Origin of the sequence: Desulfogranum japonicum DSM 18378 (assembly GCF_000429945.1) — a bacterium.
Taxonomy (GTDB): Bacteria; Desulfobacterota; Desulfobulbia; order Desulfobulbales; family Desulfobulbaceae; genus Desulfogranum; species Desulfogranum japonicum.
In genome coordinates, this window is record NZ_AUCV01000003.1 from 42,350 (window position 1) to 67,424 (window position 25,075).

General features: G+C 47.4%; 18 protein-coding genes and 3 pseudogenes. 4 read left to right on the top strand and 17 right to left on the bottom strand.

Features of this window, described 5'->3' with window-relative positions; translation table 11 throughout:
• Nucleotides 1–31: 31 nt before the first annotated feature.
• Nucleotides 32–463 (bottom strand): annotated as a pseudogene (locus G493_RS34770) (gluconokinase); the annotation flags it as partial.
• A 139-nt stretch (nucleotides 464–602) separates the two neighbouring features.
• The gene (locus G493_RS0103380) at nucleotides 603–1,481 is read right to left on the bottom strand and encodes a FadR/GntR family transcriptional regulator (RefSeq protein ID WP_028579243.1); all 879 of its coding nucleotides are present in this window, start codon (nucleotides 1,479–1,481) and stop codon (nucleotides 603–605) included.
• A 614-nt stretch (nucleotides 1,482–2,095) separates the two neighbouring features.
• Between G493_RS0103380 and G493_RS31725 the strand changes: the two genes are divergently transcribed.
• Both G493_RS31725 and G493_RS0103390 read left to right on the top strand, forming a co-directional pair.
• On the top strand, nucleotides 2,096–2,701 hold the full coding sequence (locus tag G493_RS31725; RefSeq protein WP_161629785.1) for a metal-dependent hydrolase: 606 nt from the start codon (nucleotides 2,096–2,098) through the stop codon (nucleotides 2,699–2,701).
• A 48-nt stretch (nucleotides 2,702–2,749) separates the two neighbouring features.
• A complete protein-coding gene (locus tag G493_RS0103390; protein WP_028579244.1) occupies nucleotides 2,750–3,499 on the top strand; it encodes a phosphatase in 750 nt (249 codons plus the stop codon).
• Nucleotides 3,500–3,705: 206 nt separating this feature from the next.
• Here the strand turns inward: G493_RS0103390 and G493_RS0103395 are convergent, their stop codons facing one another.
• Nucleotides 3,706–4,221, bottom strand: coding sequence for a cache domain-containing protein (locus G493_RS0103395; RefSeq protein ID WP_028579245.1), 516 nt, complete (start codon nucleotides 4,219–4,221; stop codon nucleotides 3,706–3,708).
• A gap of 304 nt (nucleotides 4,222–4,525) precedes the next feature.
• Between G493_RS0103395 and G493_RS0103405 the strand changes: the two genes are divergently transcribed.
• A complete protein-coding gene (locus G493_RS0103405; RefSeq protein WP_035273470.1) occupies nucleotides 4,526–5,320 on the top strand; it encodes a nucleotidyltransferase domain-containing protein in 795 nt (264 codons plus the stop codon).
• Between the two features lie 4 nt (nucleotides 5,321–5,324).
• Nucleotides 5,325–6,617, top strand: a complete 1,293-nt coding sequence (locus G493_RS0103410) for a sodium:solute symporter family protein (protein WP_232363709.1) — start codon at nucleotides 5,325–5,327, stop codon at nucleotides 6,615–6,617.
• A gap of 192 nt (nucleotides 6,618–6,809) precedes the next feature.
• Here the strand turns inward: G493_RS0103410 and G493_RS34985 are convergent.
• The 14 genes and pseudogenes from G493_RS34985 to G493_RS0103485 all read right to left on the bottom strand — a co-directional run bounded on the left by G493_RS34985 (nucleotide 6,810) and on the right by G493_RS0103485 (nucleotide 24,764).
• Nucleotides 6,810–7,820: pseudogene (locus G493_RS34985) on the bottom strand (IS1 family transposase).
• Nucleotides 7,821–7,938: 118 nt separating this feature from the next.
• Nucleotides 7,939–8,321 (bottom strand): annotated as a pseudogene (locus tag G493_RS0103425) (type I restriction-modification system subunit M N-terminal domain-containing protein); the annotation flags it as partial.
• On the bottom strand, nucleotides 8,308–9,753 hold the full coding sequence (locus tag G493_RS27615) for a Fic family protein (RefSeq protein ID WP_084813409.1): 1,446 nt from the start codon (nucleotides 9,751–9,753) through the stop codon (nucleotides 8,308–8,310). The pseudogene G493_RS0103425 and the gene G493_RS27615, both read right to left, overlap by 14 nt.
• The gene (locus G493_RS0103440; RefSeq protein ID WP_028579249.1) at nucleotides 9,750–12,587 is read right to left on the bottom strand and encodes a type I restriction endonuclease subunit R; all 2,838 of its coding nucleotides are present in this window, start codon (nucleotides 12,585–12,587) and stop codon (nucleotides 9,750–9,752) included. The genes G493_RS27615 and G493_RS0103440 overlap by 4 nt, the downstream gene beginning before the upstream one ends.
• A gap of 317 nt (nucleotides 12,588–12,904) precedes the next feature.
• Entirely contained in the window at nucleotides 12,905–13,873 is a 969-nt protein-coding gene (locus tag G493_RS0103445; RefSeq protein WP_028579250.1) for a nucleotidyl transferase AbiEii/AbiGii toxin family protein, read from the bottom strand.
• A complete protein-coding gene (locus tag G493_RS0103450; protein WP_028579251.1) occupies nucleotides 13,870–14,676 on the bottom strand; it encodes a type IV toxin-antitoxin system AbiEi family antitoxin domain-containing protein in 807 nt (268 codons plus the stop codon). The genes G493_RS0103445 and G493_RS0103450 overlap by 4 nt, the downstream gene beginning before the upstream one ends.
• Before the next feature lie 237 nt (nucleotides 14,677–14,913).
• Nucleotides 14,914–15,414 (bottom strand): DUF932 domain-containing protein, encoded by a 501-nt coding sequence (locus G493_RS27620; protein ID WP_269746305.1) that lies wholly within the window; start codon nucleotides 15,412–15,414, stop codon nucleotides 14,914–14,916.
• A gap of 6 nt (nucleotides 15,415–15,420) precedes the next feature.
• On the bottom strand, nucleotides 15,421–15,582 hold the full coding sequence (locus G493_RS33310; RefSeq protein WP_153306421.1) for a hypothetical protein: 162 nt from the start codon (nucleotides 15,580–15,582) through the stop codon (nucleotides 15,421–15,423).
• Nucleotides 15,579–16,760, bottom strand: coding sequence for a multidrug effflux MFS transporter (locus G493_RS0103460; protein WP_051308983.1), 1,182 nt, complete (start codon nucleotides 16,758–16,760; stop codon nucleotides 15,579–15,581). Before G493_RS0103460 ends, G493_RS33310 begins: the two co-directional genes overlap by 4 nt.
• A gap of 300 nt (nucleotides 16,761–17,060) precedes the next feature.
• A complete protein-coding gene (locus G493_RS0103465) occupies nucleotides 17,061–18,347 on the bottom strand; it encodes a sensor histidine kinase (protein ID WP_028579253.1) in 1,287 nt (428 codons plus the stop codon).
• 67 nt (nucleotides 18,348–18,414) lie between these two features.
• Nucleotides 18,415–19,092, bottom strand: a complete 678-nt coding sequence (locus G493_RS0103470) for a response regulator transcription factor (protein WP_028579254.1) — start codon at nucleotides 19,090–19,092, stop codon at nucleotides 18,415–18,417.
• Nucleotides 19,086–22,244 (bottom strand): efflux RND transporter permease subunit, encoded by a 3,159-nt coding sequence (locus tag G493_RS0103475; protein ID WP_028579255.1) that lies wholly within the window; start codon nucleotides 22,242–22,244, stop codon nucleotides 19,086–19,088. Before G493_RS0103475 ends, G493_RS0103470 begins: the two co-directional genes overlap by 7 nt.
• A complete protein-coding gene (locus tag G493_RS0103480) occupies nucleotides 22,237–23,403 on the bottom strand; it encodes an efflux RND transporter periplasmic adaptor subunit (protein ID WP_035273474.1) in 1,167 nt (388 codons plus the stop codon). The genes G493_RS0103475 and G493_RS0103480 overlap by 8 nt, the downstream gene beginning before the upstream one ends.
• Nucleotides 23,403–24,764, bottom strand: coding sequence for a TolC family protein (locus G493_RS0103485; protein WP_035273476.1), 1,362 nt, complete (start codon nucleotides 24,762–24,764; stop codon nucleotides 23,403–23,405). Before G493_RS0103485 ends, G493_RS0103480 begins: the two co-directional genes overlap by 1 nt.
• Nucleotides 24,765–25,075 lie beyond the last annotated feature (311 nt).

Below are 25,075 nucleotides of genomic sequence, written 5' to 3' on the forward strand. Positions count from 1 at the left end.
TGTGGGTAACTATGTGCTGCGGAGAGGCGCTGATGTCGATAATCAGGCCATCCACGGGTTCTTCCATGGTTGCCAGTTGGCTGTTGAGCAGAACATTGTTCATGTATTGATGACGTCTTCCTGTCACTCTCTGGGCAAGGAGCTCCCGGCTGCCTCTGAGGTACACTGATATGACATTTTGCTGGTCAATGCCCAGAGTCTGCCGGTAGGCGTTTTTCAGGGCTGAACAGGCAAGCACCAATGGCCTGTTATCGGCAATGGCCTGCTGAATCATCTCTGCCAGTCGTTCCAGCCATGGCTGTCGGTCATTATCGTTCAGAGGGGTGCCGGAAGCCATTTTTGCTATGTTTGCCTCTGGATGATAGTCGTCACCATCTGCAAATCTCCACCCCATGTGTTCGGCCAATAATTTACCGATGGTTGTCTTGCCACACCCCATTGGACCGATGAGTACGATTACCATGGATTCCTCCGGTAAAAAAGATAAAGCACCTGGGGCTCTCTATCGGTAAGCGTCTGCTGCATAGTGGGAGTCTGGTTGTTTATAGGTACGAACATGCTGTTCTGGATTTTCCGTTTTTCATCTGCCAGGATGAGGAGACTTATTCCTCCTCACCTCCCAGTTGCTGTAGAATATCGCGGCGAAATGGGATGTTCAGTTGTTGCAGGTCCTGTACTGTTTTTCCAAGCACACGTTTTGCTTCATTACGTGCCAGGTCCGGTTGGCGTGAGGTAATGGCATCAAGCAGGCGCCGGTGATTTTTTATGCTCACAGCAACGGATTCAACCCTTTCGAAGGTCAGGCGTACGACCAGTTCTACGGAAACCATGCACAGATCACGCAATCGAGCTAGGAAAATATTACCCGAAGTGTTCAGTATCAGATTGTGAAAATCAATATCTCCCTGCACGGATTCAGGGGTGCGTAAACTTTCACCGGCGCTCATTCTGGACAGGGCTTCATTCATAGCCATAAACTGCTCCATGGTACCACGAAGGGAAGCAAGTGCTGCTGCCTCTGGCTCAAATATCAAGCGGACTTCCATCAGGTGTTCGATGATGGACATGGCCATATCACTTTCCCGCAGCCAGCAGAGGACCTCGGGATCCAGCAGCATCCATGAGGAAAGGGGTTGAATATATGTTCCTCCGCCAGGCCTGGACGCAACCATGCCCTTGGCAACCAGTACATTGATGGCTTCCCGGACAGCGGTTCGGCTGACACCGAGATGATCGCAGAGATCAGTGATGCCTGGTAACGGCTCATGAACTCGCAGAGACTGGTCAAGCATCTGGTGCAGCAGATACTCAATAACCCGCCAACGAACCTTGGGATGTTTGAATGTCTGGTTGTTGAGAAACGTGTAGCTTTGTGGATCAGTCATAACGGTTTGTTCTCTGGAAGCCAATCCTGTGCTGGTGCTATCTTCACTTGATGCCAGGTCAGAAACGGCAGGAGTGTTCACGGCAAACACAGGCATGCTCATCCTCTGTTGTATGTGCAGTGAAAGTATGGCGAACCACCTGGTCCTACAAGGTCTTACGCCACTGAAAATTACAGCGTATTTTTTTTGTGGATGAAAATAGTATTTTTAGTTTTACAAATTGTATGTACACTGATTGACATCCGCCCGTCAAATAAAAAAGAGAAAACCTGGGGAGATGGAGAAAGATGTGGCTTCTCCTGTAATCGTTCACCATCTCTCGTTGTTCATCACGGGGGCTGCATCCTCTTGGTATCACTCGCCTCCGAACTGTAACTGATCACAGATGCTTCATATTTGGATAAACGCGATTTTGAGCAGGTAATCGTAGACTCCGTTATTCTATTTATGCTTGAAACCGCGGTCGTTCAAAGAGGTAAACGACCAGTGTGAGGTTCTGTGGAGTGTCTGTGACCAGCGGCTAAACTATCCCGTTGCTTTTAGGGTGAAGTACTTGGCTGATATTGAGAAAATGCCTGATATTCTTAAAAATACTTGCAACCTTCTGTCGGGTTGGTGAAAATAGGCGTTTGGGTTCGCGGTTACGTTCATCAAACAACTCGAGCCTTTGGAAAAGCTATTATTTTTAGAGAAATTCTCATTAGATGTTTATGAAAGGTGAAACGCATTTTATTATTGGAATGGCCGTTACAACAACCCTTGTGACTGCCAATGTTATTGTACCCTCGATATTTCTTTTTGCATCAGCTGCAGCTGGCAGTTATTTGCCGGATATAGATCATGGAAATGGGAAAATTAATGTCTCCCTGGGGCTCACCAAAGTATCATACCTGGCCCTTGCTATCCTTGTTTTGTATTACAAGGTGAACAGTGAGACGATTATCATCGCCCTGGTGTTGCTTGCCGTGGGATTCAGTCACCACAGAGGTATAACCCACAGCTTTTTAGCTCTGGTCTCGCTATTTTGTATAACAGATAATTTGCCAGGTTCGATTCAGGCCGGTCTGGTGGTCGGGTATGCAACGCACCTGTTGTCAGATTTTTGTACAGATCAGGGAATTGAGTTACTGTACCCCTGGGGGAAAAATTTCAGGGCACCCCTTACCATTACCACCGGCAAGTGGGGTGAACGATTGGTTGCAGGCTGCTGTTCGGTAATTGCCATTTGCAATATTCTTCTCATGACACCTGAATTCAGGGAGCTTCTGCCTGTTGAATGGTTGGATTTTACCTCTAACATCAAAGGGATATTTTAGCAGGCAGGCACAAAACGTTGTGTCGGCTTGTTTTTCCGGGAGATTATAATGCATATTCAAGTTGACAGCCACACCCATACCGTGGCCAGTGGCCACGCCTATTCCACACTTGCTGAAAATATCAATGTGGCTGCGGCCCGTGGAATCAAACTGCTGGCCCACACCGATCATGGGCCGGCAATGCCTGGGGCACCCCATGTGTGGTTTTTTATGAATATGAAAGTTTTACCCCGCATTATGCACGGCGTCGGACTGTTGCGCGGTGTGGAGGCAAATATTATTAATTTTCATGGTGAGCTTGATATCGATGAGGATGCCCGCTGCCAGATGGATATTGTACTTTTCGGATTTCATGAGCCCATTGTAACCCCAGGCTCAAAACGTCAACATACGGAAGCTGTTATCAGGGCAATGGAATCTGGCAAGGTAGATGTTTTTGCCCACGGTGGCAATCCACGTTTTCCCCTCAATGCAGAAGAGGTAGCCCAAGCGGCTGTGGATAATAATGTACTTATTGAAATTAATAATTCTTCTTTCACAACGTCCAGAGTGGGCAGCAGAAATAATTGTGCCGCCCTTGCCGAAGCTGTTGGTAATAAGGGTGGGTATCTCACCTTTGGCAGTGATGCTCACCTTGCCGATAAAGTAGGTAACTTTGATGAATGTCTGGCTTTGATCAGGTCTGTAGAGTTTCCTGCAGAGCGCATTCTCAGTTGTAATGGCACAGCATATCTGGATTTTCTCAAATTGCGAAAACCTCATCTGGATATGTCAGGCTTTGATTCTCTCTTTGGCTGAGAGGTTTGGTCAGGAAGCTTTATTGCCACCTTGAGAGTTAAGGGTCACGGCAAAAATAAATTATCCAATCTTGCCTGTCTATCAACTCGGTAACGTCGTCGCGTCAATGGCTCAATACCACCCAGTATGGAACCATTGACGCGACGACGTTACCAAACCGATATCCTACGCAATTTTTGGATAGTAATTATTTTCCGCGACTCTTATTATTTCTGAATCATCTTGTTCAACTCTTCAAGACTCATATCTTCGTCATAAATGCCTGCGGAAACCTGGTACGGCTGACCGGGTACCTGCAGAACGTAGGTAACCTTGCGAACAGGTTTTGTTTCTCCCGCCTTGGGCCACCAATATTCCACCCAGCCGCCTTTGGGATCCTCAGCCGCTTCACAAATAAGTCGAGTGATGGCATTGCCGCGAATGTCCACAATAGAGCTGAATTTTTCAGGACTCCACTTGAGGAGATTTGGATTGATATGGCCTACAATCTGTTGACTCCCACAGTTATAAACCTGTACATAGGTGTCTTTCCAGGCAAAGGCCCCCTTGGGGTCGTTAAACGCCTCCAGGCCCTGTGCCCCTTCTGATTGGAGCAGTGCCACTCCCCTGTGAACGCCATTATATATTTCCTGGGGTGTTGCACTGTCGGCAGCTTTGGCTACATGGAAAGAAAACAGCGCTATCGCACACACCATCAGGTTAACCGTCTGTCGTATTTTCATAAAATTTTTGAAAAAAACTATCTGCGAGCAACCCGGACCTTGGATGTTGCCGTGTTATGTATTCGATATTTCATCCCCTTTAAGAGAAATCAGCTTAGGCGACCTGAGGACAGAAGTCAAGTATCCATCAGCCAGAACCTGTATTCAACAGCGTAAGGAAATTGAGCAGTACTGCCTGAAAATGTATGTCTGTTTCAACCAAAGGTGAATACGGGTGGGGAACAAGAGTTTTTGATTTGTGACCAGTAACATTGTATAACCAGTTGTCACGATTCCGTTTTCATACAAAACAACTATACTGACCATGATATCTGAAAAAATTCAAACAACAATTCTTGATCGATTGCGAGCAGCAGAAGTGGAACATAATGTAACTATACTCTATGCCTGTGAATCAGGGAGCAGGGCATGGGGTTTTGCTTCAGAAGATTCGGATTATGACGTTCGTTTCATCTACGCGCACAGGCCGGAGTGGTATCTTTCATTTGACGTGGAGTATCGTCGAGATGTTATCGAGTATCCCATTGTGGACGAAATTGATTGTGGCGGTTGGGATATCAGAAAAGCCTTGTATTTATTTACAAGAACAAACGGTGCACTGATCGAATGGCTCAACAGTCCGATACGATATATTGAAAAAAATTCTTTTGCTGAGCAACTCAGAAACTACGCTCCTCAAGTCATGAACAGGCTGGCCCTGCAATATCATTACAGCCACATGGCGCGAAGAAATGCCAGAGAGCCTCTTTTCCAGGACACAGTGAAGCTGAAAAAATATTTCTACGTACTTCGTTCCCTTTTGGCACTGCGCTTTATTGAGGCGTATGGCACGCCGCCACCTGTAGAATTTGAAAAGCTGGTTCAAAGTGTGGCTCCCGCAGCCATCCATTCCGATATTTATCGTTTGCTGGATAGTAAACGCAATGCACCAGAAGTATCACAATGTGCTTCTGTTCCCGTTATTAATGATTTTATTCAAAAAGAACTGGAGCAGTATGCCAATACCTTCAGTGGTCAGGGGCGTCCGGATCTGCTCGATAAAAGGGAGATTCGTGAAACATTGAACAGTTATTTTCAAGAAGCCGTCGGCCGGTTGTGATGTAATGCCTTATATCTATCAGATCACTTTTATACTTACTTTTCTGGGCATCAGTATTCTTTCTGTCCGTCGATCGGCAAAGGTGCAATCAGCGGATGAATTTTCAGTTGCCAGTCGGTCCCTTGCTGCACCTGGTGTATCCTGGGTCATTATCGGCACACTGGTGGGCGGGGTTTCTACCATAGGCACTGTTCAGACAGCATATACCCACGGTATCTCTGCAGGAATTTTTACCTTTGGCAGCGGGTTGTCCTGTTTTGTTCTCGGGTGTTTTTTTGCACGGGCCCTACGCGAAGAGGGCGTGGTGACTGTTTCCGAATATCTGGGCCGGTTTTTCGGCCAGAGGTTTCGTCGCTACTGCAGTGCCATTAATTCCATGGGCATGTTTATCCACGTGGTAGGGCAATTTCTTGCTTCCATCGCTATTTTACAGGCAGTGTTCCATTTTGGCGATGTGGCCTCTGTGCTGATTACCATGTGTCTTATTGGCGTGTTTGTCCTGTCTGGCGGTATTGCCGGTGCAGGGTTGATCGGTAAGATCAAATTTTTCATGCTGTACCTTATTATGCTTACCTGTGCAGGGGTAGCATTGAGTAAAGGAGGAGGAATGGAGGGTATCATTTCCAGGCTACCGGTCGGGATTGATATGCTCGGATTCAGTCACTATGGTATTAAGACCGCCGTGCTGGATATGTTTTCCATGCTGGTTGGGGTGCTTTCCACCCAGATTTATCTCCAGGCTATTTTTTCTGCCAGGGACGTTCGCGCGGCCCGTAACGGTGCCTTTCTGAGTGCCATCATCATTCCGCCTGTGGGCGTTCTCGGTATCATTGTGGGCCTCTATCTGCGGGCAAACCATCCGGAAGTGGCTGCCAGTCCGGCCCAGGCTTTACCATATTTTCTGGAACAGTATTTTCCCCCACTTCTGGCAGCCTTTTTTTCAGCAGGTATTCTGTTGATTGTCCTGGGTACAGGGGCTGGCCTGGTTCTGGGCGTAACCACAAATCTTTATAATGATTTTATTTGTCAGGGGAGAGTGTTTGAAAACAAAACGCGGTCAGTAACAATTGTTCGGGCAAGCGCCCTGTTAGTGTTGTTATCTGCCTCCCTGCTTGTTTTCACTGGGCTTGATTCCACCATTCTCAAATGGAGCTACATGTCCATGGGGCTCAGAGGGGCAGCGGTTTTTGCTGGTCTTTGTGTGTTGGTTTTTTGTCAAAAGCTGGCTTCTTCGCGGTTGGTTCTCTTCCTCCTGTATCTGTTACCCGTAATGTATATTGTTTTACAGATTCTGTAGGAGAAACAATCGAAACAGATTCGGAGTCATCAAACTGTTTTTTTGCTACAATGATGTTGACCGGCAATGGGGGTCCTATCGTTCTTACAAAACCAAAAGACACAATATTTTGAGTTTCACAAAGTGTCGGCACTGGGGTTAGACCGTTCTCGGGATAAAAAAGAAGTTTCCCCTCCAGTCTTTTTTGATCGATTAAAAGGCCTTGGGCATTGTTAAAATATCGATCAATGTCAATGCATTTGAGATAATTCCAAGCGCCACAGCAGGCACCACTCCTGTTGTCCAGTGAGGCCGAACAAAATTATGGATGATCTGGTGAACATCCAAAGTGCGCTGTAATCCATCCGTGGTTTTTGCGTAGGTATTGGTTCGCCTTCGAAATGCACTGTTCCGGCGGCGGATAGAAGCATTTTACGCCTCAAGGTGATTTGCGTTAATTTCAGAATCTTGACAGTCGGCTGTATCTGGGTGTTCACGCCATGGTGCATGGTATTTAGGACGCTTGCGGCCTTTCTTTTTCTGTTGGCTCCCCTTATTTTTAACGCGAGCTTTGACACCACGTGGTAGTACTCGCGGTGGGCGTCCACGTTTGCCGGTTTCCAGTACCTCAGAACATATTTCAAAAAGTGCGTTCCCATATCGTCTTTCACCATCTGAAAAAAACGTAACGTCACCAGTGTTGTCAATAAAGTCACACATCTTTTCCATAACGGCTCTGAAGAGACTTTCATTTTTTTCTCCGCATTTTTGATCTACGATGAAACGACTGCTACGTTCTATGATCACGACTGTCCAGCCTTTAGAGGCAGACGGATCTGTTCGATTTCCCACAATGGTGTAGAGTTCGTCACCTTCAAAGGTGAGGGAAATAAAATTGAAACAAAGTGAGTACAGCATCAAAGTAGATTTTTGTTCCGCAAATCGTCTCTCCCAATTTGAAATCGTTTTTTTGTCAGCTCCAAGCACTCGCCCAGTAGCGCGTAGGGCAAGTCCCCCGCTGCGCATTTTTAATGCAAGGGCAACTTTGCTTATTGGAGACTTAAGGGACTCCATAGCGCTTCCGGCAGTTTCGGAAAAAATATTTGAACAATCATTGCATGACAAAAGGACACGCTCACCATTATGGATTGTCGTATATTGCTTGCACACAGTGGAACGGGTTGACCTACATCTCGGGCAAGGGGGGCTTTTATTAATTTTCATGCAAGAGTTTTTAACTTCCTGGTGAGCTAAACCCAAGAAATTAATTACGATAATGACACTTTGTGAAACTCAAAATATTGTGTCTTTGGGTTTTGCAAGAACGATAGGACCCCAGTGCCGTAAAGCTTGCTTCATCGCCGTTGAGGTCCTTTAAAAACGGAAAGACCCTGTTTTGCACATGTTGCAGCATCTCTTCTGCCTGCATACGCTTGAACTCACTCCAACGAAGACTTCTTTTCTCTATTTTGAAGGGTTCCTGGTCCTTTTCGCCCTTATCTCGATGTTCCGGGGGAATCCAAAATCCATCGAAACGGGATGTAAATGGCTCCTTTGTCCATTCAGCATCCTGGACCTGCTTGAGATCAAGATCGTCCAGTCTTTTCATAAAGAGCAGATGGTGATCTGCTCGATGGCGGTAAGTGGGTTCGAAATTCCACCGCTCCAAAATTTATTCCAGAGCTGGTCGATTTTTGATTTAAGGGCTGGGTTATTTTGCAGCATGTATTCTTCCTTTGTCGGTCAGTCGGTATTTTTGCAGTTTGCTTTTGGGTTTGTCTGGAATGGTCATTTCGATAAAGCCACCATGTAGAGCAGGGGTGAGATATTCTTGGCTGAAATTCTTTCTGTCTTTTAGCTCTAATGCTTCCATGAGTTCTCCCCGTGCCATTTCACCTTGAAGAACAGTAAGGAGCCTTTCAACATGAGGGGTAACATGTGGGGTGTCATGAGGGGTGTCATGAGGGGTTCGGTCGGTAATGATATCAGCAGAATCCGTTTCCGGAATAAAAGTTGGCCTCGGAAATTCCAATGAGAACATCGTGTTAAAGTGTATCTTGACTCCTGGACACCTTGCCTCTACAAGGGCGGTATGGATACGCTCAATGCCCGAACCCATTTTTTCTATATAGTCGCATCGCAAGAGCAAACTGGCAATATTAGGGTTTCGACAGACACTTCGACGACCAAAATCTTTTTCTTGTAAACCTTTGGGAAGCCCGCCCGGATTGTAGATTTCGACCCGGTCGTCAAATATCTCCACCATGACATTTGCACCTTCCTCTAAATAATCTCTATGGCAGACACTATTGATGATTGCTTCACGCAGTGCTACTTCCGGTAGCTCTAAGATTTCTTTTCGACGGGTACTTTTTTCGGTGATTTCCCAGCGCATTTGCAGGTGTTTTTTGAGAAAAATCAGGGCATCTTCGATATTTTCCAGGATGCTGCCGGTAAGGTCCTTACGATCAAGGATATAGGCTTTAGAGGTCCCCTTAAAGAGGGCGCACACCACGTTGACATGAAACAATCGCTGGGTTGGTTCTTTTGCGAAAAAGAGTACACCCGTCTGATTGAGATAAAACTGATCATCTTTATATTCACCTGCTCCAAGGTTGGTGAGAAGATTAGCTATATCTGGTTTGGGTGAAATATTTGCTAATTGGAGGTAGTGGTCGAGGCGTTTGCTATCAAGTGCATCCTTCCAGTCGAGATCAAGACGGAGTCGTTGGTCGAAACGAATCTTTCCTTCTGCTTGAATGAAGGCGGTGATATCTTCGGTGCTCATTTTCTGTGAGTTGGCACCGTTGCGAAGAAAGAATCCCTTGTTGCACCGATGGGGCCTGTTTGCACCTTCCGGTACATGGATAACGAGAAGTTCTTGCTGAGGGAGCTTTTCTATATGAATGGCTACTGGCGGGTCGCAGGAGGTTGCCATGCTCTCGATTTGAGAGAGGGTTTTATTGGAAGTATCACAGCCAACGATAGTATTGTTATCATCCACACCAATCAGCACACGTCCGCCGGAAGCGTTGGCAAAGGCAACCAGCTCTTTGGGGAGGTCAGAGTTAACGGTTTGCTTGAACTCTAAGGTATACCCTTCTCCTTCTTCAAGGATAAGAGAGAGTTCTTCCTCTGTTGTGGGTCGATATCTCATGCTGCCAGCTTTTCAGTGAGTTGTAGAATTTCTTCAATTTCAGTGGGGCGAAAAACACCCCGAATGCCCTGTGGATGCAGGATAGTAAAAGGTGATTGAATCAGGTCGCGCTTTTCAATCTTTTCTCGCTCAATAATAAAGTCTTTCAATAAACTCAAGAATTCCAGTTTACGGCTATTGAGGTTTGTATGTTCAGCGATAAACTGATCGAAAGATTTGGTGACCGTGTCAGGAAAACTGGCAAGGGTTTCAATTCCAAGTATGTGACGTATAAATTGAATAAACCGAGCTTTACGATTCTGGTAGACGATGCGAAGCAGGTTTTCAGTAATATGTGGATGTTCTTTGTGGAGTGCTTTGGCCAGCTCTTCTGCCTCTGCATCGGAGATAGGGCTGTCGTTTTTAATTTTTTGCAGGATTGGATTGCTTTGGGTCAACTCGAGTACTAAAGCCTCAACCATTTCTCGGTATTTTGTGATTGATACCGCCTCACTTGCCGGACCAAATTCTACCATCTCTTTATTGAAGAGCTTGTCAGTTAAATCGAGTTTTACAGGACCTTCACCAGGCTTTGGTTGCTCACGGAACCTCATTAAGGGTGCAAGGCTTTCTGTCAAGTCATCCAGGGTTTGGTCGGTGCAAGTTGTCCAGTAATGGTTTTTCTGAGAATCGAGAATGATGTCCTTTTTTCTGGCAACGATATTTACAGAGAGAGGCAGCTCACCAATTTGCTGAATCAGCGCATCTTTAAGCGTGTTAAACATTTTCTTTTCATCACTGAGTAGAGCCAAGGAAATCTCAAGGACATCTTTTTCAAAGCGCATGGCTTTAAAATCAACCTGTGAAACGGTCCTGAACAGTGGCTTGATTTGGCTTCGAAGAAATTCGATTTTTTGAGGTGAAAGAGTGGTCAAGTAATTATCGTCTGCTATCTGGTTGAGTTGCGTGGCTGCCTCAAGGATAACCACCGATGTCGCCGGGAGCTCTGCTATTTGTTGTCGTAGCTTGGTGATTTCCTTTGTTTCTATATCGTGGCGTTCGAGGGCAATAGTCTTTTCGATTTTATCCAGTCGGGTACTCACCAGTCGGACTGGAAGCGGGAGTTGTGGACTAAGGTCTTTACCTTTAGGTTTAAGCTTGAAATATTCGAAATTGTCCCAGCAATCTAGGATCAGGAATATATCTTTTTCTATACACCAGAGCTTTATTTTTTCGGGTTCGAGTAAACGGGTACCACGGCCAATCATTTGCCAGAATTTTGTGTAGGAGTACACTGGCTTGGCAAAGACGAGATTGACTATCTCACGGACATCAATTCCGGTGTCCAACATATCCACACTGATTGCAATCCGTGGCAGATCATTATTAGTAAATTGATCGAGCAGCCCTCCTTTGCCGTAAACGCGTGGGTCATCAGATACCAGCACTTTGGCCAGCTCGCCGTGATACTGTGGATAGAGAGCATCAACGATTTCTTCTAAACGTCTGGCGTGGGCCATTGAAGCACAAAAGAAGATGGTTTTACCGGGGAGAACACCATTCGCATCTTTTATGCATTCTTCCATGAACTCTTTGACTATCAGAGCATTGGTACCTCTGTTAATCACCTGTTTCTCAAGCTGACTGCCCTCGAAGTTAATTCCTTCAATATCCTTACCTCCAAGGATGAGCTTTTTTTGATCTTCCAGGCTGATTGTTCGTTTTGAAATCCCTTTTGCCTGAAGCTGTGTCTGAATTTTCATCACCTGGAAATTACTGAGATATGGCGGGGTATTGTTAACTGCTTCCTCAAAGGTGTAAGCATAGGTGGGAAGGCCGTCTTCACAGGTGAATAGTTCGAAGGTGTTGTGGTCGATTACATCTGTTGGGGTTGCAGTAAGACCAAGATTTATTGCTTTGAAATAATCGAGGACCTCTTGGTATGTGTTGTATATGGAACGGTGACTTTCATCGACAACAAGAAGATCAAAGAAATGGGGAGAGAGGATATTGTTTTCATCCCTGATAATATTGAGCATAGTTGGGTAAGTAGAAACATAAATACGCCTATCTTTGGCGATAAGTTTCTCGCCCACTTTTGGCCAACGTGGTTCATGCGGTAGATGTTCTTTGAAGGCAGCAAGAGCCTGTTCACGGAGAGCGATGCGATCGACGAGGAATAAAACACGTTCTGCATGGCCTGCCCGCATCAATACATCGGTAAGGGCTATACAGGTCCGTGTTTTGCCGGTACCGGTTGCCATGACAAGAAGGAAATTTCTTTTCCTTTGCTCTATTCCTTCTAAAACTGTTCGAATCGCACGTATCTGGTAATCTCGTCCGGCAATGTCGACATTAATGAGTTCCTGGGTCAGTTGTCTCTTGTTACGGCGGATATACTGAAAACGTTCGAAGTCATCCAAGGTTGGAAAACCCACAACCTTGCGAGGAGGGTAGTTTTCGAGGTCCCAAAAATGGATCTCTAGGCCGTTTGTATAAAAACAAAATGGTAGTTCACCACCTTTTTCTTTTTGGATATTGTAGCAGTACTGCTTTGCCTGCTCTCTGCCATTGGCGGGATCTTTGGAAGTTTTTTTTGCTTCAACGACAGCAATGGGTTTTCCGTCCCGGCCAAGCAATACATAGTCACTGTATTGATGCCCTTTGTAGGGAGAGTCGGGTCCTGCCTCCATTGTAGAGAGAGTGGCAAGCGTTGAGGGGGCGGTGGTACCTGAAAACCCGGATACATCAATCTCAAATTCTTCAATAACTTGAGTGATGTCGGCAACATTCCAGCCAGCTTTAATTAGCTGTTTGTCGATTATGTCTTTTCGGGTTTGTTTTTCAGTCTTCACGAGTTAACTGATGATATTGAATGAACAGTAATTGGCTGCAATATTATCGAGGTGTTCGAATACATTCATTTTTAAATAAATACCTTCTTATTTAAGTTTACTGAAGAAATAATTAATTTGGACTCTATATCAATTTGCAAATTTATTTTTTACAATTGTCTCGTTATCGAGGAAATAACAATTATATAAAATATTTATCGAGTTTTTTGTTATTTCATTTCTTCTTACATGCTGTTTCTTTTTACTCCCAGTTAGCTGGATGGTTTTCTTTGTTTCTTGTCATTGCACGTCTATGGATAGGACATTTTCAACCATCGCTACATCCTTTTATGCCTTCTAACATTGACCGCCTTCCACTCCAAAAGAGGCTGCTTTTGAATGCGTTGTTGCAGGTCCAAATCGGAGGTCAGTATTGTTGAGTCAATCTCTCCTTTATCAAGCAACAAATCGAGAAACACTTTCTCATTTCCAGTGAAAGGCAGGACAACAGACAAGGCTTGTCGGCATTCCTCAACAAGACTAGCACCATATTGGCCTATAGATTCTTTTTCTGCAAATTCTATAACACGTATGGTCGGGATTAACTGTCTAGCAAGTTCACCGCTTTCAAAGTTCACATCCTCGATGGAAACCGTTCGCCAGTCCTTGCGGTTCATGGCACCGTAAACGACGAAAGCTGTGCGCAGCCGGTCAGAGTCGAGATTTTCCCTATGGAAAATACAATGACTGTCAAACAGGTCCCGTGCCTGTTTTCGTGCGAGCAACGCAACCAGCTTTCCCGCCGCCAATTCATGGATATCAATTATCGGTATCTGGCTGGCATGCCAGGTCCCGACCGGATACGAGTCAAATAGCTTTACAGGCCACAAAGGGACCCAATACATGAAGTTGAGGTTCACTTCGAGGTTGCCGCCTTGGCCTGCAGCACTCTGGTAACGCAGGGACCATTTCCCGCCAGCGTGTTCTTCCGGCATGCGCCTGACCGTGAATCCTTCTCGTGCAAATACTGCGTGAACTGCCTGCTCTATCCTGGGCCGTTCGGCGAGCATTGTTTCACGGTCCTCTGCCCCCACGTAATTCAAATCAATATCAACAGATAATCGCGGGACATTGAATACAAAAAGGTTCAGCGCTGTTCCACCTTTGAGCGCCAGTTTGCCTTTTAAAAAAGGATGGCCACCAAGAGCTTCGAGCAATCCGAGCAGGTGAGCGACCTTTTCAAGCACATCCGCCCTGAACCCTGTTGCTTCCGCTTGTGCTATCAGTGTTTCATAAGATATTTTCATAGAACTTCTCCCCAAGTCCGCTCGACTAAATCAACAGGGACCACCAGGTTCCAATCTGCAACGACCTTCCCCGATTTTCTGTTAGAGCTATCCATATAATGTGGTTGCCTGGGGCGATGATCACGAAGAGGCGTCAGGTGATTCTCTTCGACCATCAACGATTCGCGATGCTGTTCCAGATAAAAGCCAACCTTGGCAATCGTTGTCGCATTGCCGAGTAGAAGGGCATATTCGACCACTTTGTCGAGATCAAAAAACTCAATCGCCTCCAAGGAACGCCAGATTTCTTCCCAGCTGCCTGAAAGAGCAGGACGATCCAAGACATCCACTAATGTTCTCTCTATGGAAGTAACCCTGACCGTAAGACCCACGCGATCGACAGCGGTAACACCGAGATCTACTTTTCCTGCACGGCAAAGTTGTTGAGGGAACCTGGCACCTCGAAAAACATGGGACCGAAATGTAACAGGGGAAACCGGGCGGGCTGATGAATACGTCAGATGCTCACGTATGGAGTAGGCGTAACCGTGTACTTCTAAAGCCGTGTGGTATGACAGTACAGCATCGGCCGTAAGTTTAGCCGCCACAAGGAACGGATCAACTGGGTACGAATCCGGATCGGCTCCTATAGGGACAACCGCATACAATCCTCTCCGAATGAGGATGATATGCCCGGTGTTCCTATGATAATTCAACAGGGATTCCCGTGTCCTGGGGCCTGTTTTCCCAAGAGCTGCGAGATGATCATTGAACTCTTCGGCTGTGAACACCGGATGTTTGCGGAAAAATGTTTCGTGCTTCATATCCATTCTAATTGAATTAATCAAGGATAACACATAACTATCCTATGTTTTTCTCGATTTTTTGTCAATTTTAAACCCAAAGAAATTGAAATAAATTTTAGTAAAACATATTTTAAATATGGGTTTTGTTATTTTTTTTCATCTCGTCACTGCATTCTACTTTTCCGACACTCTGCGAAAAGAGAACAAAAAAGCCGTCCCTCGAAGGAGACGGCTAATGTATTGGTAAATGGCTGATTAAGCCGATACAGTCGAAAGATCCCCCTCGACGTTCTTCAGCTCAGCCATCTTTTCAGTCAGGAACCAAAGAGCCTGGTTCAGTTTGATATTGCAATCAAGTGCTTTGACTGGTCGTGTGGTTGTTCTCCTGATTCGTCCGTCGCCGCCTCTGGTAATGCCTTTGAGGCCGCCACGCATGGCATTTTCCTGGGTCACGTTGAATGTTGTCCAGAGGTCTTTCCCCTTGTCGTCATAGCGTCGTTCTTCAAGCAGTTGATGGGGTAGTATTGGAGCCTGTTCGGGCTCATCATAAATCAGGCTATGCGCTGCCTGGGCAAAAAAAACTCTTTCGTCCGGAGTCATCTCGATTACCTTCATCTCGTCGACCCGCTCGGCAATAGTACCGGCTGCAGATGCAATCTCACCAGCTGATTGGATAAAAGCATCCGGGCTGAAACCGATATGCTTATGGCTGAAGTTGGCAAACTCCGAGGCAACCATCAATCCGTTGCCGCATATCTGTCGTCAGGCTGAAGCTATCAGTTTGAAAGTACAGCCATAATCGTGAGAATTATAGAGGACCAGGTCAACCCGTTCGCCATCAAATGACAAGCCATTCTTGGCAAAACGGATGAGGTGCCGCTGGTACCCTTCCCGCTCAGTTTTGCGTACTATTGCAACTGTCATTTTGCCGTTATCATGGAGATAACACCAGCCAGCAGATACACTCCGAAGATTATTCCAAGCATGGGGTAGCTCGTTCCATTGTGCAGCGCGCTCACCAAACCACTGATGAGAGCGGCGATTCCAAATTGCAGTACACCGATGAGGGAAGAGCCGCTGCCGGCATGTTTTCCTGCTTGTTCCATGGCCACAGCCACACTGTTGGCAGCCACAACCGGTACCATGGAGAGGCTGCAGAAAAGCGGTATCAGGAGCAGGGCCAGATGTTCGGCATTTGCCATGGCAAGTGCAAGACCAGAGGTGATGCAGGCAAAGACAATACCGCCGATCAATATTCTGGTAGGAGGGAAATGCTTCAGGAGAGAGCGGTTTGCAATACTGGAAACGATGAACCCACAGGCATTCAGACCGAACAGCCAGCCATAATGCTGTGGACTGACACCATACAGTTCCATAATTACAAAAGGTGAGCCACTGATAAAGGCAAACATGGATGAGGCACCCACTGCTCCGGCCAAGGTGGGGATTATGAATTTGCGATTTCGTATGAAAGCAAGAAACACGTGCATGTCGCTGCGCAGCGGATTCTGTTCCCGCTCGGACATGGGCAGGGTTTCAGGGATAAAAAGGATTGATGCGGCAAAGGAGAGAACACCCACTGCCACAAGAAAGATAAATATACCGTGCCAGCTGGTTATCAGGAGAATATAGCCTCCCAGAATGGGGGCGAGAATTGGACCAAGAGCCTGCAAAACCATGAGAAGAGAGAGAACCCGTGCTGATTGGGTTGCATCAAACAGGTCACGTATAATAGCCCTGCTGATAATCATGCCTGCGCATCCTCCTACTCCCTGAAGAAAGCGTAACCCGACAAACACTTCAATATTGGGAGAAAGGGGAGCACCCACAGAAGTCAGGGTATAGATCAGTATCCCGGTCAACAATGGAATTTTTCTGCCTATTCTGTCACTTACAGGTCCATAAAATAACTGGCCTATGGCAAGGCCGAAGAAAAAGGTGGATAAGCTGAGCTGTACATCACCGCTGTTGCAGTTGAGGCTTTCAGCTATTTCAGGAAACCCTGCCAGATACGTATCTGTGGCAAAGGGGGCAAACATGGTCAAGATACCCAGGATAAGGATAAGAAAACCTGGCTTGTACGATGTGGTTGCTGGAACCATTTTTGTTAAACTCCGATACAGATTAATTCATGGTAACTGCTTACAGTGCACCTGATCTTTCCGCGATCAGCCTGGCTTACGTATGATCCAATACGCTGCGTCAGCCTGATTGCTAAAATCTCAGGCACCCTGTAACCAGTTACAAATACAGGGGGGGCAAGTTTATTGATTTCCCCTATGAGTAGTTGCAATGTATGTAAATAATTATGGACGATACAGGCAGAGAGTCGCTGCTTCTGCTTATTGTTCTCCTTGAGGCAGCCCAAAGACCTGAACTGGTAGGGTGCGTCACACGCACCGTCACACTTTGGGTTCTATAATGGTAACCGTAGCTTTGTTACCGTTGTCGGTAGCAATGTTGTCATAGGGCCATCCCAGACGTTGAGTCAGTTGCTCTGTAAGTTTCAACCCCAATCCAAATCCCAGGTCTTCATCGGTAGCTGAGCCAGTAGGCTGGGTGTTTTGAATACATATCCTGTTTTCCTGCTGGTTGATGGTAACCGAGCCGCAATCAGTATGCTGCAGGGCATTACGGATCAGGTTGCTGAGCACAATTCTGGCCACTGGTTCGGGGATATTGACGGTGTAAGCGCTTGTCTGTACCTGGATCGAGACCTCTTTACCCTTGCTGAGATACAATAACTCATCGGTGAGTTCGCTTATGAGCACATCAAGCTGTACAGCATGCATGGATGGCATGTTGCCTTCATTACGGCTGAGCCAGAGCAGGGTTTCTGTCATGTACTTCATATTCAGGCTTGCTCTGTCAATCCGTTCTATGACCTGTTGCTGTTTAGCGGTTTTCTTCTCTTCCGGCAGTTGTTGCAGTCTGGCCAGTAACTCCACATTATTGCGAATTACACTTATCGGTGTCCGCAATTCATGGCTGGCATGGCGAAGAAATCGGTGTTCCCGGTCCAACCCCTCCTGAACAGATTTCAAGGAGGTTCGAATCAGCTCTGCCAGTGCATTGAGTTCCGGGTATAGAAAATCCGGAGGCTGGTTCTGCAGAGTTTTTTCATCCAGTGACCTGGCCCAGTTTCCCAGGTTCGATACAGTTTTACTTACCTGGCGCATCATTACCCGCACTATCATGCCTACAACCAGAGCTGCGGTCAGGGTGATGAAGAGCAGGTTGCGCAGGCTTTCTTTGGCATTCCTGCCAATGAGAGGAATACTCGAATGCCGGCTTGCCTGCTTGGCGACATAGAGAACCGTGTCTCCCTGCTGATAACGAAGGGCAAAAGTGAGTACTTCTGGTGGATGCAGGAAAGTGGATTTATCCTGCTTGATCAATCTTGCTTCTCCGACAGGTCCCTCGGGTAGTTGTGTGCGTATGTCTTCGGGCATATCTGCCCAGCTTGATGCCAGATAGCATTCCCAGAAATATACCAGTGGTTTTCTGTCTTTTTCAGGAGTGTGCTGTAAATAGGCGTCTGCTGTTTTGTACATATCAGACGCCACAATCGAATCCATCCCCATCATGTAGTAGCGGGCACTCAGCATGGCAAAACCAAGGACCAGCAAAGCTGTCAGCGAGAGAAAAATAGCGCTGACATAGAGTTTCAGGCTGATTTGACGTTTCATTGTGTATATTCTTTTCTCGATGAAATGAAGCTCATGGCCGAATACGTAGCAGCCTCAACCCTGTGCATCATACTGGCTTATCTGCAGAGAGGGCGAAACCATGCCCGGTAATCGTATGTACAAGGGGAGGTTCAAAGGAGCCGTCCACAGCCTTACGTAGGTTAAAAATATGCACTTTCAGGGAATTGGAGTCAGGGAGATCGTCTCCCCAGACTTTTTCCATCAACTCCTGTCGAGAGACAGCACCAGGGGAAGCACGCAGCAGTACCTCAAGCAGCTTCCAGCCAATGGGGGAAAGCTTTATGCTGGTCCCCTGCCGTGTGATGGTATGGTTCTGCAGGTTCATTTCCAGGTCGGCACAGCTGAGCTTTTTTGCTTCTCCGCTGCGTCTTCTGGACAGGGCAAAAATACGGACCACCAACTCCTGCAGTTCAAAGGGTTTCACCAGGTAGTCGTCTGTACCAGCCCTGAACCCATCCAGTTTGTCATCAAGCTCGTCCCTGGCTGTTAACATAAGCACAGGGGTATCATCGCCCTGATCTCTCAGTTTACGGCACAGAGTCAGGCCATCCAGTCTGGGCAGATTAAGATCCAGGAGAAGCACGTCATACCTGTTTTCTTCAGCCAGGTGCAGGCCCGCGACTCCGTTGCTGGCATAGTGGCAGCTTATCTGCTCCAGTTCCAGGTACTCAATAATGGTATCCGCCAAATCCTGATCATCTTCAACAAGTAATACACTCAGCATGCGGTTTGCTCCTTCTGATGAGCTGGCAGTATCCTTTGGGCAATTCGCCTGGAAATGCAGGTAACGTCATGTTGAATCATCAGCAGCGAAGGTATCAGAATCAAGGTGATCACCGTAGCAAACATGATGCCGTATCCCAGGGATACCGCTGCAGGGATGAGAAACTGTGCCTGCATTGAGGTCTCGCCCAGCAAGGGCATTAAGCCGGCAAAGGTGGTTATGGAGGTCAGCAGAACCGCACGTAACCTGTCCCTGCAGGCCAGGCTGATGAGATCCTGTACCTTTGCGGTTTTTTCAGCATTGGAACGTAGTCCATTAAAACGGGCAACCAGCAGCAGGCTGTCGTTCACTACAACTCCACTCAGGGCTATAATGCCATTTAAGGAAAGTATACCCAAAGAAAGGTCATTCATCCAGTGGCCAAGTACTGCACCTACCACCCCAAAAGGAATCGCAGTCATGATCATGATTGGCTGGATATACGATTTCAGAGGAATGGCCAGGAGCATGTAGATGAGTAATAGAGCCAGGAAAAACATGTTCAGCATGGAATTTTGTGTTTCCGCCTGCTGTTCCGCTTCACCTGCAAAATGGATGTCCAGACCGGGAAAGGAGCGCTCCAGTTCCGTTGCAATCTCTGTTTTCAGTTTGGCCACCAGCTCAGTGGCAGACATCTGCTCTTTATCCACATCTGAAGAGATATACACCGCACGTTTCCCGTCAATACGATTGATGGATTCACGGGTATATCCATACGTTATTTTAGCAACTGAGGACAGGGGCAACACGGTGCCGTCTTCTGTTCGAATGTTTGCCTGCAGTACATCTGCCGGGTTTGAACGGTTCTCTTCCGGATAGCGCACCTTCACGTCAATTTCATCACTATTTCGCTGGAATTGCTGTACCACCTGGCCACTGAAAGCCTGGAGCACCTGGATGGAAAGCATATCTGTGGTTAACCCCAGGGCGCGTCCCTGCTGGTTAAGTTCCAGGTGAAGCTGGGGCAGCCCCGGTTCAAGGTTATCCTCGATGCCGCTTACAGCTGGTATGTTCTCCAGATAGGTCTTTAATTTCCTTCCCGCAGCTGTCAGTTCGCTGTCATCATCACTTCGCAGTTCCACCTTGAGCGCGCTGACCATTCTGGACGCATTTTGAATGGAAAGTGTGCGAACCCCTTCGGGAAACCCGGCAAGCTGTTGCCAGTGGCGGGTAAACTGGTTGATGTCATACGGGCTGTCTGCCTTAAGCTCCACAGTGATTTTACCTGCCTGGTCTGATTCGGAGAGTAGTTGTAGGTTGGCGATACCTGAGGTCGAATTTCCCTGTCCGAGTTCTTTATCAGTCTGAAATGCCAGTTCTTCCAGATGATTCAAGGCAGCATGGGTCAGACCATAGGTGGCGTCGTTTTCCATGATCAGTTCTGCGCGGACCGTATCGCCTACAATATCAGGGAAAAAGCTCAGGCGCACCACTCCTGTAAAAGGCATGGAAATCACCAGTACGAACAGGGCGGAAAACAGTATGGATACCGTATAACGCTGACACAGAGCCAGTTCAATAACACGCCGGTATATTTTCTCGTTGAACCACTGCAATGATGCATCCGCCAGACCCTGTACTTTTTGCCATATTCGCATGTAAGGATTGGCGCTGGCCTGTTGACCTGTATGCAGGTGATTAAGATGTGCAGGCAGAATCAGCTTGGATTCAATCAGAGAGAGAATCAGGCAGATGGCGACGACCATGGCAAACTGGCTGTACAGGTGACCAAGGCCTCCACTGGTTTGTGACAGGGCATAAAAGGCCGCCACGGTGGTAAACACGCCAAATAGAGTAGGGATGGCAACCCGCATGGTGCCTTTGATGGTACTTGCCATCGTATCTCCGTCTCTTCGGCGGATAGTATATACGCTCTCTCCGATTACAACGGCATCATCCACCACAATACCAAGGGCCATGATAAAACCAAAGGTGGTGAATTCATTCAGGGTCAGGTTAATGAGTGAGGTGCCCATGAAATAGAGTGTGCCGAAAAAGATAAAAGGCAATCCCATGGCAACCCAGAACGCAACGGTCAGGTTAAGAAATACAGCGAGCAGCAGGAACACCAGGGCTATACCGGTAACCGCGTTTTCCACCAGCAAATGCAGGCGCTCCTTGATCATTTGCGAGCGGTCATACCATGTCGCCAGTTCAATACCTTGAGGCAGTTTACCGGAATAATGCCATTCCTGTACCACTTCCCTTGCCCCGGCGACTGATTTGGTGATGTCATCCTGGCCTGCGGCTACTACCTGCAAACCAATGGAACTCTCGCCATTAAACCTGGACAGCACTGTGGTATCGTCGTCAAAGGTATCTGCAATGGTGGCAACTTCGCCAAGCAGAATCTGACTCCCATCATCCGTGGTGAGCAGCGGGATGGAGGCAAACTGTTCCTTGTAATAGGCCTGCTGGGAGGATTTCAGTTGCAGGTAGACGTTTTCATTGCGCAGCACTGCGCTCATGGTATCAGAAGATCCGTGGTTGACAGCCTCTTCAACATCAGAAAGAGAGAGTCCGTAGGCCTGGAGTTTATCTTCGTTGATCTCCACCACGATCATGGGATCAATCCAGCCGGAAATGGAAACCCGGCTGATATTGTCGTGGGCGAGCAGGTCATTTTTCAGGCGATTGGCAAGGCTCTGCAGGGTGGCCCTGTCGGCATTGCCATAGAGTTGTATCCACAGTGAATGCTCTTCTCTTTCTGCCTTTTCAATAACCGGGTTCTTTGCGTCGGTAGGAAAAGAGGATATGGCATCCACCTTGGCTGTAACATCTTCCAGCAGGGTATCGAGATCATAGCCATCTTCCATCTCGACAGTAACAGTGGCTCCACTGCCAGTTGAAGAGGATGTGATGGAGTCTATGCCAGTGACATCTTCCAACTGATCCTCGATTTTCATGGCAATGCCTTCTTCCGCCTGTTTGGCTGATCCGGAATCATAACTGACCGAGATGGTAAGGGAGTCCGGTTCCATGGGCGGGAAAGCTTCTTTGCGCAAAGAGCCTGATTGCATGATTCCCAGTACGATTACCAGAACCATGAGCAGGTTTGCGGCCACGGGGTTTTTGACAAACCAGGCAATGATGCCGTTGGTGTTGTTATGCATCGTTGTTCTCCTTTACTGGGCGCACTTCCATACCGGTTACATAACTGGATAATGGATGAATGAGCACATTCTGGGCAGCAGTGGCCAGAGCAGGAGGAACTTGTATGTAAATACTGTCATGGTCACTGAAAAGGGGAGTACTTTGAAAACATGCCAGGGTATTGTTGTCAGCCACAAACCAGATTTCACCTCGCTGGCTCAATGCAGAGCCCGGCAGTTTCCAGAGAGTATCTAGCTCTTTACCAGGAATATCCACCCGTACAAAGGTTCCAGCCAGCAGAGGAATGTTCTGGGTGAATGGCTGGTTGACCTTAACAATTATGGTTCGCTGTCTGGTTTTGGTATCAACATGGTTCTCCATGCGGCCGATGGTTCCCTGCCAGGTTTGTTGTCCGTCCTCAACGCTTGTGATGGTGACCGGATGGTTGTTTTCCACCGCATCTGCCGGCAGATTTCCCCACTCAGAGGCAGAAAGGGCAATGTTGATTTCCATAGTATCAATACTATACAGGGTTGCCACTTCTGTCCCCGCCTGTACATAACTTCCCGGAGTCACATCCCTGGAGACTATCAAACAGTCAAAGGGGGCTGTTACCGTTGTTTTACTTAGATTTTTGCGGGCAAGTTCCAGTGCAGCTTTTTTGTTTTCAACCTCTGCCCGAGCAGCAGCAAGCTGGGGTATACGGAGTACCAGGTCAGAATCCGGTTCGCCTTCAAGACCCGAAGATTCCCACTCCAATTGTGCCTGCCTTGCCTGGCGTTCTTCTTCCAGTAATGCCAGCTCACTTTCTGCCAGTTCGCTTTTTGCTGTGGCAAGTTCAGCAGTATATGCCGTATCTTCAATGCGAAAAAGCATATCACCTTTATGCAGGATACTGCCGGATTCAAAGTTGTTTCCCACGTTTTCTATCCTGCCGCTGACCTCTGTGGTCAAGGGCAGGCTGTAGTGGGGGGTAGCTTCGCCCTGACCGGATATATGCGCGTTATAGCTGCCAGGGGTCACGGTAACAACCGATACATCGGGATGCTGAGGTGATTCCTCTGCCATGGGCATAGGCTGACGGCTGTGTGCACCCATATTCTGAACAGTAAAAAAGATAACGCCTGCCAGTACCACGAGTGCCAGAGGAGGGGCAAGCCATTGTGTTATACGTCCCATTATTCAGTTACTCCCAATCCCAGGGCTAGGCCCAGGTCAATTCGATTTGCCAGTTGCTGGTACATAAGCTCGTCCAGTTCTATTTCAAGGTCATAGGTCTTTTTCTGAACAGTCAATAAGTCAAGAATGTCAACCAGTCCGGTACGATAGCTCTGCCTGTATGTTTGTAGAGAGTTGCGGGCGCTGGTCAGTGCCGCGTTGATATGTGTTATACGCTGAATCAGTTCCTGTTCATAGCCAAGGGCATCCTCCACCTCTTGCACAGCGGTGAGCAGGGTTTCCCGGTAAGCCTGGAAACTTTTGGCTGCTTCCAGCTGCGCCTTGTCAGCAGCCGCTTTCAGGCTACCGCCTTGGAAGAGGGGAGCAGTCAATTGCCCTAAGATGGACCAGAGGGGATCATTGAACAGCAGGCTGGAAGGAGACGATCCCACATCCTGCAGCGTGGCACCCAGGCTGATGCTGGGCAGTAACTCTTTGTAGGCCACCGAGGTCTCTAGATCTGCTGATGCAATGGCATAATAGGCTGCCTGCAGGTCCGGGCGGCGAGCCAGGGTCTGCTCAGGCAAGTCTGCCAATGGAATAAGCACCGCCGGATACTCTGAGGGAATGGCCACACTGTCCTTGTTGCTTTTTCCAAGCAGGATACGCAGGGTACGTTGCAGCCTGTTGAAGTTTTCTCTGTATTCAACAAGGGTTGCTCTGGCAGAGGAGGTAGAACTGCGTGCACTGTCAAGGTCTTCCAGCTCACCCAGACCGTTGCGGTAGCGCTCCAAAATGTATTGTTCATTTTTTTCCAGGGTGGCAAGGCGCCTTTCCTGGATGGCCACACTGTGCGATTGGGCAATTAACTCTAACCAGGTCTTCATCACCTCGGCAGCCAGGGTGTCACTGGCAGCCTGAACAAGTGCAGCCTGCTGGGCAACATCCATATTGGCGGCAGCTGTTTCATCGGCCAGTTTCAGCCACAAATCAATAGTCCAGCGGATGGTAAGTGAGCCTGTATAGCTCTCGTCACTACTTTCTTCCTTTGAGCCGGAGAGATCCGCAGCAGCCTGCGGTAACCTGCTGCCCCTGGTCTGGCGCAGTTCAGCCTTTGCAATCTGCAGGCTCAGTCGGGTCTGTTTCAGTCCTGGATTGGCTGTAAAGGCTTCCTGTACCAGGGCGCGAAGCTGTTCAGAGTCAAGCAGATCAAACAGGGTGGCGGCCTGTACAGCCTCTGCCTGCGATGACCACGTCGGAACCTGGGATTGTTGCACTTCAGTCAATGGGGCATATTCAGTACCCGGCTTGAATCCGCAGGCTGTAAGCTGTAGCAGGGCGAGAGCGGTAAGCAGCAATTTTTTCTGTTGTTTTTTCATCATATAATTAAAGAGACACGTAAAAAGAGTAATGTATGTCCTGTATGAACATACAATAGCAGGGCGAAGGTTAAGGGCAGGTTAACGGAGGGGAAAAAGATGTGATTATCCGAAAGATACAGCCTTTGAAAAGTGTATTTTGTTGATATCGTGGTGTAATGTGAGGGAAGTTGTCCCGTGGATTACATATTTCGCTCAGGAAATATTTGTTTATCTGGAAGTGTTTTAGCCCGGATTTCTCATGACTTTTTTGGAATAAATGTTAAAAATCTGAAATAACTAAACTTATCTAACAAAATCGAAAAACAATGTGT